Raw genomic sequence first — 13,150 nt, 5'->3', positions numbered from 1 at the left:
ACATCCATGGAAAACAATGAAGAATTTATTAAATCATTACTTGCGCATTTTCCGGCCGAAGTACCTGAACATGTGCAGTTTGAAGCAGATGAAAAGGCGTTGTTATTAAGCAGGTATATTTTTGTTAGTAGCGGAAAGAACCGGACAGGCTACTGTACACATTGTCGAAATACTTTCCCTATTGAGAATCCAATCAAACAAAACGGCAAGGGGGAATGCCCTGCATGTTTTTCGAAATGTAGGTACAAAAAAGCTTGGCTTGGGAGAAAGGCTTTAATCGACACAGCTTGTATATTACATTGCCAAAAATCTGTATTAAATCCATCTGTAGTAACAGTGGAATGGCTATATGCTTCCAGGGATTATAGAGAGAGTTTCGAAAATGTGAGTACAGAGTATGCAGCTGTTGCGCGGTATGTGTTCGACTATGACCGCAAAGTGTGCCAAAAAATTGAGGGTGGTTCCGGTTGTCGATGGTGGACGGAAAGCGGATTTAGTACACCAAGTTTCTTACAAAATAGATCGTTTATGTCCAGAAATATCATGCATGGAACCTTTGAGGATGGTATATCCGGAACGCCATTCCAATACAGCGGATGGCAAAGATACGATTATGAAGATGTATTAAAATACCTGCCACTTGTAGCTAAATATCCGAGTGTGGAAATTCTAACTAAAGCTGGTTTAGATAGTTTCGTAAAAGCAAAAATATACGGTTATAAAACTTATAGCGCAGTAAATTGGTCGAAATCAAAACTGCATCACATTTTCAAGATGTCAAAGCAAGATCTCCAAATGTTAAGAGAGAAAAACTTTGTAAGTTCAGTGTATTACGTAGGAGATTTTCTTTTTAATGCCTGGGTAGTTCAGCAATGGCGTAAAGAAAAATCGAAAATGAATATAGATGAACTTCAAAAAAATATGCAAATCTTCAGTGTAAAAGATGACTTGAAAACATTTAAGTTTATTAGACGGTTCACTTCTCTTCACCGACTGTTTAATTACGCAAATAAGCAATTTGAAAAGGATGAGAAACATTTCATTAGGCGCCATCAAGTATTGATTACCTGGAGTGACTATTTAAATGATTGCCAAAAGTTAAAGATTCATATAGATGAGGCAATCATTTTCCCAAAAAACTTACGTAAGGCCCATGAAGAAACAATCAAACGTGTGAAACACTATGAAGATGAGCTAATGCGTAAAAAGGCGAAAGAAAGATATGAAAAAATTAAACATTACGAGTTTGAACTTGGTCAGTTGAAAATAGTAGTTCCGTATACACCTAAAGAAATTATCGATGAGGGCAATAAATTATCACATTGTGTTGGAGGATATGCGGAACGACACGCAGATGGCCAGACAACAATATTGTTCGTTCGCAATATCAAAGAACCTGATGAATCGTTTTACACAGTAGAAGTTAAAAATGAGAAAGTATTGCAGGTGCGTGGAATCAAGAATAAACCTGCAACAGAAGATGTACAAACATTTATTGACGAATTTAAAAAGCAAAAGCTCACTAAGAAAGCGAGGAAAGCAGTATGACACAATTAATTACAGAACGATCCACTGATGTTATTGCAGCTGAGATAAATGCGATTAAATTTCAAACACAAACAATGATGTTACAGGCATCGGCTGAAATAGGAAAGAGACTGATTGAGGCAAAAGAGCAATTACCTCATGGCGAGTGGGGCAATTGGTTAAAAGAGAACGTAGAGTACAGTCAATCAACAGCAAATAACTTAATGCAAATTCATATGGAGTATAGTTCAAATTCCCAAGCGTTTGGGAATTTGAGTTATTCAAAAGCGGTGGCTTTATTAGGTATTGATTCTGAAGATCGAGAAGCATTTTTACAAGAAAATGATGTTGACGAAATGTCTACAAGAGAGCTTCAAAAAATTATTAAGGAGAAACAGAAACTTGAAAAGGAAATGGCCAAGCGTGAAGTGGATGCCACAAAAGCAAAGAGTTTATTAGAAAAGGATATTCAGGACCTTAAAAAACAGTTAGAAAATGCTCGAGAACAATCTGTTGAGAATGATGTTTCCGAAAAAGAGATTAATAGGTTAACGCAAGAGTTGGCTGTTGCTGAATCGAGGGCGAAAAAACTAGAAGAACACCTAAAAACAAGACCTATTGAAGCGGCAACTGTGGAGGTAATTCCTGAATCAGTACAAAAAGAGCTAGACCAACTTCGTAGCAAAATGAATGAGTCAATGGATCCTGCAGAGATAAAATTCAAAATGCGTTTTGAGTCATTAGTGAACGAATTTGATTTAACGTTGCGTTCACTTGATGGGATTGGAGATAGCGAAACTAAGACCAAGTATACCAACGCTGTTCATAAATTGATGGATAAGATGCGGGCTACTTTAGAAGGAGAGGTGTCATAATGACAGGTCTTTACTGGAGTTCTACACATGGCGGATATATCAAGTGTCCTGTTGAGGGTTGTAACCATATTGGTAACGTAATTACTGCAGCCCACTGTCGAATTGAACATGGTTTAACACGCGAGGAAGTAATGAAGAAATATGGCGAACCTAAAAATATTCCGAAGCCTAAAGATATGGGAAGGGGCATTGATGATGGGTATTGAAAAAGTGAAAATTTATCTTTGTAAAGAAAATGAAGAACTTTTTTCAGAGAAAGATACCTGGCATGAAAAGGAGTGTAATTGTAAAACGGTACATTATGCTACAGCAGAAGTCGGGAAGGAATTGAAATGGTCGAATGGGGCTGAATGGGGCAAAATCCATCACCCCCATTTAGGGGAAGTAATGACTTACTGGAACCCTGAAAGACCTTGTTATGACACATGGACTGCTCCTGTAATCAATGAAGATGGAGAAATCATTTGTTATAGATTTGACCAAGACGAGGGACATTGGGCTTTAGATGAAGGTTGTGAGAACTTAGGTTTGTATAACGGAATTGATACTTGTAAATTCAGCTAATTGCAACGGTGTCCGAAGCGGATAGTAATTAGTTTCATGAAAGATTTTGTTTAGAATCGAAAGGGGTTGAGCATGTGAAAGAATCCGATTTATTTGAACCGTTAAAGATGTTCTTGCGCCAAGAAATGGGATGTCAGCAAGTATATGCTGAGGTCAACGATATAGATGCCGTAGGTAAACATGGAAATGTTTTTATTGGAGTAGAAATGAAAACTTCGCTAAATTTCAAAGTGATAGAACAGGCAATAAGTCGCAAATGTCTAGTCGATTATGTATTTATTCTTGTACCAGAGCCTAAAAGTCAACATCGAAAATTTGTATTGGATTGGATAAAAGGATTAGGTATCGGGTTAATGTATTATAATGCAAATCCAAGAACCATAACAGAAACTAACGGTGTGAAAATAGTTCATTGGGGAAAGAGACAGCGACGTTCAAAGTATTTCCACATTGCTGATCGTATCAATGATGAAATTCATTTAGTGAATATCGGTGGTTCTAAGGGTGGGGAAACAATAACGGAATATAAGCTCACAATTGAAAAAATAAAAGAGTGCTTATATTTTCACCGTACAGGGGTGACTATTGATGAGCTGTTGGATAAAGTACAAACTCATTACGCTAACCCTAAACCGTCAACAATGGCAACGTTAAGAGCCAAATGGAATGAAGATTGGTTAGAAATTTTCACAGAGGATAAAAAACTGAAATATCGTATGAAGGAATCTTATCGCGAAGAATACTGGGGAGTTCATAAAGTGCGACGTGCAGAGATGCGAGCAAAGAATCGTTAGCTTACTACCCAATATGAGGAATTAGGGTAGCTTTTAGAAAGCATAAAAAAGAGTAGCAGTCACCTACTACTCAACCAAACTATACTTTTTAAGTATATCATATCTATCAGCATAATTGAGGTGATCTTTTGGGAGCATTTATTTCAAAACAACCAAACGGCTTGTTTTGTCGGTTTTCTTCAATTCTATTGTCCTACGCATTGGAATATGACAGAAGATGAATATATAAATAATGTTACTGGAACAGTTAGAAATAAAGAAGAAGCTTTTAATATATTGGTGAATCATCTAAAACCGTTTTCGGAAGTTATTGATAGATTTGTACCCAACAATATGACAGAAAATGAATTTAGAGAAGTTGTAAGAGAAATGGGGAGTATTTATGAATGAAAAAATGGAAGATGGCGTCTATATTGTACAAGAAGGTGAAATAACTAAACTTGAACCGAAAACACATGGTCAAGACGTGATTTATTGGAAAAATGAACAAGTGCTAGATGTAGAAAGAACACAGCGTATACGGATTAAAAGAACTAAATAATGGTCCTTACGGAAGAACCGACGGGCAACAAACAACAGTGCAAAATTTGGCATTGTGTTTGTTGCTTTTTTAATTGAGGGGAGAGGGATAAACAATGATTGAATTAGACAAAGGCATGAAGGATACAGCAATTGTTTTTGGACAAGAAACAGCAATGCATGCTGAAAGAGTAGCAGCTGCATTAATGCAAATTGCTGAAGCTTGGGGTGCAAGTGTAGAACAGTTACAGGAAGCTATGATGATGTTTGCAGGAAATGTAGGGATTTTTACCTCTATGACAGCTGAAGAAGTAGCTACAGCCCTAGAAAGTATAGAGCCACGCAGACAAGTAATGAAACAAATTCATAAATTGTGTTTGAAGCGTCCACGTATTGTTCACCAGGTATTCAATCGAAAGCCAAGAAATCGAGTAAACAAAATCATTCGATAGCATAAATGAAAGGGTGGCCACAACCTATGAAAGATCTTTTACAAAACATTGACGGACAAGCAACTCAACAAGCAATAGAAGCCACGCTCAGACAGTACCGAACATTCTCGTTAACAACACCGGACGAATTTATGCCAGCGATTACCGCTAAATACACGCTTGAAATGCCAACATTCTCGAACATCAAACAATCCAGTGTCGAAACAGCAGCCATTATAAGTGTTGATCACTTCCGAGAGTGTGAACGCTTTTTCACCTGGTTTAATTGTGGGTTAAGCAAACTAACGGTGATGGAACGGAAACTCATCACATTAGCGTATTTAGATATAGAGCCTATGTACAATTATGAAATATGCTTGGAGTTAAGTGTATCAGAACGCAAGTTTTACCGTGTGCGAACACAGGCCCTGTATAAACTGGCGCTAGCATTGGGGAAAATAGTGTATCAAGCGCATGAGGTGGTGGGGCCATGAATTTTGTACAACCGATACGCGACATAGATAAAGTAGTAGACGTGCAAGAATATCTGGCCAGTAAGAATAAACGAGATGAATTATTATTTTGTTTTGGTATTTATACAGGGCTACGGATTAGCGACATACTACGCGTGAAGAAGAATGATGTATACAATAAAGATGTCTTTTATATCACCGAAATGAAAACCAAAAAGACTAGGAAGAAAAATAAAAAAGTAATGAGTAAAACGCGAATTGTTCTTGTACCTGAACTGAAAAAAATGATCAGTGCCTATGGCCAAGAATTAAAGGATGATGAGTATCTATTCAAATCAAGGCAAGGGAAGAATAAACCGATCACACGGGTAAGAGCATATGACATTCTAAGAGAGGCAGCCTTTGCTTGTGGATTAAGTGAAATCGGTACGCATACTTTACGAAAGACATTCGGCTATCATATTTACATGGATTCCAAAGATGTAGCGTTATTACAAGATATATTCGGACATAGTTCTGAATACATAACATTACGCTACATAGGGGTTAACCAGGAGGCCAAGGATAATGCGCGTAGAAAATTACGCTACAAACGATGAGAGCAATCTATGAAAAATGGATTGCTTTTTATTTTGCCCAATAACGGAAAGATGAAAAGATTTGTCACTATTCAATACATTAGAAGACGAAAGACATTGCTTCAATATAACCATGTAAAGCTCATAAAAGGAAGTTGCGATGAAGCCATGCTGTGATTGCGTTTAAAGGGGCTACAGGAGCTTAACAGAATATATGTTATGTTAATGTGAGGAATATAAGAAAAAGGCTGTAAATGGCTTGTATTGCCTTTAGGAAAGAATGTTGGATGTCACAAACATGGCAGGATTTTGGCAGACTATTGGCAGAGATTCTAATTTTAGCTGTGCTAGTATGTTAGTATGCAGTACATGGATAAGGACAGTAACAATACAAATATAAGGGGGAATACTCACGTTGGAACAAAGTAAAGTAGATAAAATGAACGAGGCTGTTGCAGACCTCATCACTAGAAGAGTTAAGGTATTAGATCCAGTGATGGCAACACATGATGAGCTATCAACACTTGCGAGATTAGTAAAAGCTGTGAATGGTGCACCTTCGTTTTTATCAATGATTAGTGAACCAATTAAACCGTACAAACAAGAGTGATGCAGACACGTTCTGTATCGCTTTTTTATTTTTTTAGGTTCTCCTGGCGATATATAGAAAGCCTGCGGGTCTCGCGAGCCCCAAAAACAGTCTAGATATATGGGGGAAATAAGCGTTCCTTCCATCCTTTCAGAAAAGGAGGTGAGAATTTGAGTGAAACAGCAAAAACGAAGCTGGATGAAAAAACAGTCGTAAATACCAAGTCGATTGCCAAAATGTTCAATATGACAGAACGTAATGTTCGTTACTTGGTTGAGGAAGGTGTCATTTCTCGTGTTACGCATGGTCGTTATGATCTTATAGACACAGTGAGCCGATATATTACTTTTCTTAAAATGTCCTTTGATGGGATAGATGAAAGTAAGGTAATGGAATCACTAGACTATGAGAAATGGCTACATGAAAAGGCGAAACGAGAAAAGGCAGAGATTGAACTAGCTCATATAAAAAAAGAAATGCACAAAGCTGATGAGGTGGAGAAGGTTCAGAATCATATGGTGATGGCATTTCGTTCGAAGATGTTGTCTCTCCCATCCAAGGTAGCATTACAGTTGGTCAATAAAAATGATCCTAAATTGATTGAAGCCATTTTGGAAAGGGATATACATGAAGCTTTGTCAGAGTTGGCTAAGTATAATCCAACGCAATATTTCATTGAGGATGATGTAGAAGTAGAAATGGTAGGTGATGATGATGGTTCGGAAACAAACGATGAACCTGTTCAATAAGATAGCAAGCTTGGTAGCACCACCACCTAAATTAACCGTATCACAATGGGCAGATAAACATAGGGTGTTGTCTAAAGAAGCCTCTGCAGAACATGGTCGATGGAATACAGATCGTGCACCTTATCAACGTGAAATAATGGATGCTGTAAATGATCCTGATGTGGATCAAATTGTTGTAATGTCCTCTGCCCAGGTTGGAAAGTCGGAAATCATTAATAATATTATTGGCTATCATATTGATTATGATCCAGCACCAATGCTATTAATGCAGCCGACACTTGAAATGGCCGAAGCTTATTCAAAAGATCGTATAGCATCGATGATACGTGATACGCCAGCTTTGTCTAAGAAAGTTAACAGTCCTAAAGCAAAAGATGGTAACAATACACTTCTTCAAAAGAAGTTTGCAGGTGGTCATTTAACGCTTGTAGGAGCAAATTCGCCTGCAAGTTTAGCTTCACGTCCAGTTCGAATAGTACTGGCTGATGAGGTAGATAGATTTCCACCGTCTGCAGGAGCAGAGGGAGATCCGTTAGCACTTGCGCAAAAGAGAACTAAAACGTTCTGGAACAACAAGTGGGTGTCAGTGTCAACGCCAACTATCAAAGGAGCGTCCAGAATTGAAGCGGAATACGAAGAAAGCACGAAAGAACAATGGTGTGTTGCGTGCCCAAGTTGTGGATATTTTCAACCGTATAGCTGGCCACAAATTAGGTTTGAAACAGTTACGATGGAGTGTGTAGAATGTAAAACAGAACACACGGAAGTTGAATGGAAATCACGCCCTGGTCGATGGATTGCTAGGAACCCTGAAGCTTTAAAACGAGGTTTTCATCTGAATGCACTTGCTTCGCCTTGGGAAAAGTGGTCCAAGATTATTGCAGAGTTTAAGGAAGCTAAAAGAAAAGGTATGGAAACGCTGAAAACTTGGAAAAACACAACTTTAGGGGAATCGTGGGAAGAGCATAGTAGCGAACAGGATCACGCGAGGTTAGTGGCGAGACGAAAACCTTATAATTGTGATATTCCGGAGGGCGTTTTGGTCTTAACTGCAGGAGTCGATGTCCAAGATGATCGTTTGGAGGTTGAAATAGTAGGTTGGGGAATCAGCGAAACTAGTTGGGGTATATCTTATAAGATATTTTATGGTGATCCAGGACAGAAAACGGTTTGGGACCAACTGGATACGTTCTTGTTAAACGAATGGGTTTGTAATGATGGTGCTAGGTTATCGATTTCAGCTACATGTGTGGACAGCGGAGGGCATTATACAAGTGAAGTATATGATTTCTGTAAGGAAAGAGAGCATAGACGTGTATTTGCAATAAAGGGCCGAGGCGGAAGCGGTGTTCCATTTATCAATAAACCTTCTAAGGTTGGTCGCCAAAACGTGCATCTATTTTCAATTGGTGTTGATGAAGGAAAAGATTTAATTACATCGCGTTTGAAAATTGAATTTGAAGATAAACCAGGTTATTGTCATTTCCCTACAGAAGCTGAAAAGGGATATGATGAGGCCTTTTTTGTTGGTCTTACATCAGAGTATAAGAAAACACTTTGGGTTGGTGGTGTTCCCAAACAAAAATGGGTAAAACGAACATCCGGAATAAGGAATGAACCATTAGATTTGAGGAACTATGCCACTGCAGCATTAAGAATTTTGAACCCTGATTTGCAGTATTTAAAGGACCATAAACTAAATGGTAGTGTGTATACCCAAACGGTAAGGCGTAAAAAAAAAGAAGAACTATTTCGAAAGGTTTGTAGCATATGGCATTTTCTGTTCAAGAGATAAATAAACGACTACAAATGTGGCTAGATGCAGAAGAAGCAATTGCAAATGGCCAAAGTTATTCAATAGATAACAGGCGATTAGAGCGTGCTAACTTGGCACAAGTTCGAGAACAAATAAAGTTTTGGAAAAAAGAACTATTTCAAGCAGAGGAAAAATTAAGTGGTCGTAGTAAAAGACGCGTCATGAGAGTAGTGCCGCGTGATTTGTAAGGAGGTGTAACATTCATGAATCTTGTAGACAAGGCTATAGCGATGGTATCTCCTGAAAGAGCCCTAAAACGTGTTGGGGCACGGAAAAGATTAAATATTATGAATACAGGTTACTCAAACAGTGGTGCCAGTAGGCGAAAGAAATCAATGCTTGGTTGGCTGTTTAAAGGCGGTAGTACAAAAGAGGATATTGATGAAAATTTAGATACTCTTCGCCAACGTTCTAGGGATTTGTACATGAATACACCTTTAGCAACTGGGGCATTAAAAAATATACGTACTAATGTTGTTGGTGGTGGATTGGTGTTAAATGCCCGAATAGACCATGAATTTTTAGGTTTGACAGAGGAAGAAGCCGATGTATGGGAGACAACTGTAGAACGAGAATTTGCTTTATGGTCTGAATCAATATTATGTGATGCTCTACAAATGCATGATTTTTATGAATTACAACAGTTGTCCTTCTTATCTTTTTTAATGTCAGGTGAAGTATTTGTATTATTGCCATACCGACACCATGGGCATCATTTATATAGTTTGAGAGTACAGCTTATTGAAGCGGATCGCACTTCTTCTCCACCTGGTAACAATCCAAACATTATAAATGGTGTAGAGCTTGGTAAATACGGTGAAGTAGTTGCTTATCATATTTCTAAGCATCATCCGTTAACAACTTCTACAGGTAAAAAAGAGTGGCAGAGAGTTGAGAAGTTTGGAAAAAAATCGAACAGACAAAACATATTGCATTTAATGGAATCAGAGCGTCCAGAACAACGAAGAGGTGTTCCTATTTTAGCACCTGTTATTGAATCACTGAAACAATTGGATCGGTATACTGAAGCGGAATTAACAGCAGCGTTAGTATCATCTTTGTTCACAGTTTTTATTGAAACGAAAGGTGATGAAGGTAACACTGGTCCCGTTTTTGGTGAAGCCATTGACGAATCAGAACAAGTAGATAAGGACGATGAGTTGAGTTATGAGTTAGGAGCAGGTGCAATTATTGCTTTAGAGGAAGGTGAAAAGGCGAGTACATCCAATCCAGCGCGAAATAATGCATCTTTTGATCCCTTTGTTGTGGCTGTTTGTCGTCAGATGGGTTCAGCATTAGAACTACCATACGAAGTGTTACTTAAACATTTTACAAGTTCATATTCTGCCTCACGAGCAGCACTTATTGAAGCGTGGAAAATGTTTAGAATGAGACGGAAATTCGTTGCAACTAAGTTTTGTCAGCCTGTATATGAAGAGTTTTTAACTGAGGCTGTTTTACTTGGTCGTATACATGCTCCTGGTTTTTTGAATGATCCACTTGTTAGAAAAGCTTATTGTGGCGCTGAGTGGAATGGTCCAAGTCAAGGGCAACTTGATCCGCTGAAAGAAGTTAATGCTGCTGTAATTAGAGTGGAGAACGGATTTAGTACACGAGAAAAAGAAACAGCCGAACTTACAGGCACAAACTATTGGAACAATCATTCACAGCGTATTCGAGAGGAAAAAGCACGTAGAGATGCAGGTTTAGATGCCACCTATATAGAGCTTATGAAAAGTGCTCTTCAACAAAAGGAGGTGAAAGAAGATGGCGAGGATTGATATTCGAGGTGCTATTGTACCCGATGGTGAACAATGGATTTATGATTGGTATGGAATACCAGCAGTAAGTCCAAAGCGTATTATGCAACAAATTGACAGGGCTATAAATAATCAGGAAAAAGAGCTAGTTGTCAATATTAATAGTCCTGGTGGTTCGGTGTATGCAGCATCTGAAATTTGGACGCATATAAAAAAATACCCTGGTAACTCTGTATCAGAAATATCAGGTGTTTGTGCAAGTGCTGCATCGATAATTGCATTGGCAAGTAAAAAGGTTGTAATAGCTCCTGTGGGTGCGCTAATGATACACAATGCATCAGTAATAGCAGAAGGTGATTATCGTGAAATGGAATCGATGAAACAACTTCTCATTCAAACAAATGATGCAATTATGCAGACATATAAAGAAAAAACAAAAAAATCAGATGAAGAATTGAAACAAATGATGGATGCCGAAACGTGGATGAATGCTCAACAAGCTGTGGAAAATGGTTTTGTTGATGAAATTATGTTTGCAGAAGAAATGAAAATTGTTGCATCAGCTCAAACAGACGTGGGTGCAAATGGGTTATTACCTAAAGCGGTAATTGACAAGATGTTTAATTTACGTGCAACAGATCCAAATATTGTAGTAAAAAACAGTGTTTCGACAGGCAGTCCAGTAACACAGCCGGAAGCAGAAGGAGACGATCAAAAAATGGACTTACAAGAATTACAAAACAAGCATCCTGAATTAGTAGAACAAATTCGTAATACAGCCAAAAAAGAAGCTGTTGTTGAAGAGCGTAAACGTATTCAGGATATTGAAAACTTTGCTCAACCAGGTATGGAGAATATCGTTAATAAGGCGAAATTCGAAACTGGTATTTCAGCAGCTGAAACAGCAGTGGAAATTTTGAATGCTCAAAAAGAACAAAACAAAGTGCAAATGAAAAACCGTATTGAAGATGCAGTTGAATTAAATAATATTGCAGCTGAAGAAGCTCCAAAAAACAATAATGAAAATGAACTTGAAGCATTAGTTAATAAAGTAATGGGAACAGGAGTGAAATAAATGCCAATTTTAGAATTTGAAAACTTACTTGCGGGATTCCAGTCGAATGTAGTGACAGAACCTATCATTGTAGCACCAGATCAAGAGCTTTCAGTAGGCCAAATATTTGCACTTAATACAAGTGGACAAGCAGTTGCTATGAAAATAGATAGTGTTGCAACAGACGTTTATGGCATTATGGCTGATGCAGTAGCTACGGCTAGTGATGAAACAAAGGCAGCGGTAGGCTATAAACGTGGAGAATTTAATGCACGTAAAATCATTTTTCCGGATGGTATTGATAATGTAGCCTACAAAAAAGCTTTGAGTAATATTGGAATCACTTTACGAAATACAGTACCTGCAGATCCACAAGGGGAGGAATAATCAATGGCAGTAAATTTATTTGAAACTCGTTCAATGTTGAAATTCGTGGAGCGTATGCCTCCAGTTCAAACGTTTTTAAAAGATACATTATTTAAAGACGATGAGCTATTTCCTACAAAAAAAGTAGATATAGATATTAAAAAAGGTCGTGCTAAGATTGCGCCATATGTAAGTGAAAAAATAGGTGGAAAAGTTGTTGAAAATAGCGGCTACCGTACAGAGACATTTGAACCTCCTTTAGTTGCTCCAACAACAATTACAACTGCAGCAGATATTCAAAATCGTTCAATGGGTGAGAATTTATATTCTGGTCGAACTCCAGATGAACGAGCAGCTGAGAAGTTAGTGAAAGATTTAAAAGAGTTAGACGTTATGATTACACGACGTGAAGAAGTTATGTGTGCCCAAGCTATTTTTGATGGTGAAATTACTGTAAAAGGTGAGGGTGTTGATCATGTCATTTCATTTAACCATACAAATCGTGAAACTTTGTCAGGTGCTAATTTATGGAGTGTTTCAACTTCAGATAAGTATGCAGATTTGAAACGTTGGGTTCGAAAAGTACAAGCTACTGGTTTTGTTAACACCGATGTTGTCATTATAGCCCCAGACGTAACAGATGTACTTTTAAAGGATCAGCAAATTTTAAAGCTGTTGGATATTAGAAATGTTAACATTGGAGAGTTCAAACCTGAAAATCTTCCTAATGGAGCAACCTATATTGGAAGTATTGCAGGTGTAGGGAAAATCTACGAGTATTCAGCAACTTATTACGATGATTTAGATGATAAAGTTAAACCGATGGTACCAGGAGGCACGATTGCGCTAGCATCTTCTGAAGTTGACTTTTCAATGGCATATGCTGCTGTTACTATTGCAAAAGATGAGGATTTGGTAACCTATGAAGCGAAGCGAGTTCCTGATACTTGGACAGAGAAACGTCCAGCAAGTAAAATCCTACAATTAAGTGCCAAACCTTTACCGATTCCAAAAGAAGTAAATAGCTGGTTTGTAGCTAAAGTTCTATAAGGGGG

General features: G+C 38.0%; 18 protein-coding genes. All 18 read left to right on the top strand.

Annotated elements, in window-relative coordinates:
• Positions 1-6 precede the first annotated feature (6 nt).
• Positions 7-1,548: a PcfJ domain-containing protein gene (locus tag A2J09_RS11415; RefSeq protein ID WP_012295310.1), complete on the top strand. Its 1,542-nt coding sequence runs from the start codon at positions 7-9 to the stop codon at positions 1,546-1,548.
• The gene (locus A2J09_RS11410; protein ID WP_012295309.1) at positions 1,545-2,402 is read left to right on the top strand and encodes a DUF3102 domain-containing protein; all 858 of its coding nucleotides are present in this window, start codon (positions 1,545-1,547) and stop codon (positions 2,400-2,402) included. The genes A2J09_RS11415 and A2J09_RS11410 overlap by 4 nt, the downstream gene beginning before the upstream one ends.
• Positions 2,402-2,608, top strand: a complete 207-nt coding sequence (locus A2J09_RS11405; protein WP_012295308.1) for a hypothetical protein — start codon at positions 2,402-2,404, stop codon at positions 2,606-2,608. The genes A2J09_RS11410 and A2J09_RS11405 overlap by 1 nt, the downstream gene beginning before the upstream one ends.
• Complete coding sequence (locus A2J09_RS23455) at positions 2,598-2,966, top strand: hypothetical protein (RefSeq protein WP_012295307.1); 369 nt, start codon at positions 2,598-2,600, stop codon at positions 2,964-2,966. Before A2J09_RS11405 ends, A2J09_RS23455 begins: the two co-directional genes overlap by 11 nt.
• A gap of 74 nt (positions 2,967-3,040) precedes the next feature.
• On the top strand, positions 3,041-3,760 hold the full coding sequence (locus tag A2J09_RS11395; RefSeq protein WP_012295306.1) for a hypothetical protein: 720 nt from the start codon (positions 3,041-3,043) through the stop codon (positions 3,758-3,760).
• A gap of 207 nt (positions 3,761-3,967) precedes the next feature.
• Positions 3,968-4,150, top strand: coding sequence for a hypothetical protein (locus tag A2J09_RS11390; protein ID WP_012295305.1), 183 nt, complete (start codon positions 3,968-3,970; stop codon positions 4,148-4,150).
• Positions 4,143-4,301: a hypothetical protein gene (locus A2J09_RS23740; protein ID WP_012295304.1), complete on the top strand. Its 159-nt coding sequence runs from the start codon at positions 4,143-4,145 to the stop codon at positions 4,299-4,301. Before A2J09_RS11390 ends, A2J09_RS23740 begins: the two co-directional genes overlap by 8 nt.
• Positions 4,302-4,395: 94 nt before the next feature.
• Positions 4,396-4,731: a hypothetical protein gene (locus A2J09_RS11385; RefSeq protein WP_012295303.1), complete on the top strand. Its 336-nt coding sequence runs from the start codon at positions 4,396-4,398 to the stop codon at positions 4,729-4,731.
• 26 nt (positions 4,732-4,757) lie between these two features.
• The gene (locus A2J09_RS11380) at positions 4,758-5,204 is read left to right on the top strand and encodes an ArpU family phage packaging/lysis transcriptional regulator (protein WP_051563284.1); all 447 of its coding nucleotides are present in this window, start codon (positions 4,758-4,760) and stop codon (positions 5,202-5,204) included.
• A complete protein-coding gene (locus A2J09_RS11375; protein WP_012295301.1) occupies positions 5,201-5,782 on the top strand; it encodes a tyrosine-type recombinase/integrase in 582 nt (193 codons plus the stop codon). The genes A2J09_RS11380 and A2J09_RS11375 overlap by 4 nt, the downstream gene beginning before the upstream one ends.
• A 394-nt stretch (positions 5,783-6,176) precedes the next feature.
• Positions 6,177-6,371, top strand: coding sequence for a hypothetical protein (locus A2J09_RS11370; RefSeq protein ID WP_012295299.1), 195 nt, complete (start codon positions 6,177-6,179; stop codon positions 6,369-6,371).
• Between the two features lie 149 nt (positions 6,372-6,520).
• A complete protein-coding gene (locus A2J09_RS11365) occupies positions 6,521-7,099 on the top strand; it encodes a hypothetical protein (protein ID WP_012295298.1) in 579 nt (192 codons plus the stop codon).
• The gene (locus A2J09_RS11360; RefSeq protein ID WP_196764890.1) at positions 7,065-8,894 is read left to right on the top strand and encodes a phage terminase large subunit family protein; all 1,830 of its coding nucleotides are present in this window, start codon (positions 7,065-7,067) and stop codon (positions 8,892-8,894) included. Before A2J09_RS11365 ends, A2J09_RS11360 begins: the two co-directional genes overlap by 35 nt.
• Complete coding sequence (locus A2J09_RS11355) at positions 8,870-9,103, top strand: DUF6148 family protein (RefSeq protein WP_036162184.1); 234 nt, start codon at positions 8,870-8,872, stop codon at positions 9,101-9,103. Before A2J09_RS11360 ends, A2J09_RS11355 begins: the two co-directional genes overlap by 25 nt.
• Positions 9,104-9,118: 15 nt before the next feature.
• Positions 9,119-10,696, top strand: a complete 1,578-nt coding sequence (locus A2J09_RS11350; RefSeq protein ID WP_012295296.1) for a phage portal protein — start codon at positions 9,119-9,121, stop codon at positions 10,694-10,696.
• Positions 10,683-11,750: a head maturation protease, ClpP-related gene (locus A2J09_RS11345; RefSeq protein ID WP_012295295.1), complete on the top strand. Its 1,068-nt coding sequence runs from the start codon at positions 10,683-10,685 to the stop codon at positions 11,748-11,750. Before A2J09_RS11350 ends, A2J09_RS11345 begins: the two co-directional genes overlap by 14 nt.
• Entirely contained in the window at positions 11,751-12,116 is a 366-nt protein-coding gene (locus A2J09_RS11340; protein ID WP_012295294.1) for a head decoration protein, read from the top strand.
• Positions 12,117-12,119: 3 nt separating this feature from the next.
• Positions 12,120-13,145, top strand: coding sequence for a major capsid protein (locus A2J09_RS11335; protein ID WP_012295293.1), 1,026 nt, complete (start codon positions 12,120-12,122; stop codon positions 13,143-13,145).
• The last annotated feature ends 5 nt before the right edge of the window (positions 13,146-13,150 follow it).

Origin of the sequence: Lysinibacillus sphaericus (assembly GCF_001629735.1) — a bacterium.
In the GTDB taxonomy this organism is placed as follows: domain Bacteria; phylum Bacillota; class Bacilli; order Bacillales_A; family Planococcaceae; genus Lysinibacillus; species Lysinibacillus pinottii.
Note: the sequence above shows the minus strand (reverse complement) of the source record. Positions and strands in the feature narration are given on the sequence as shown.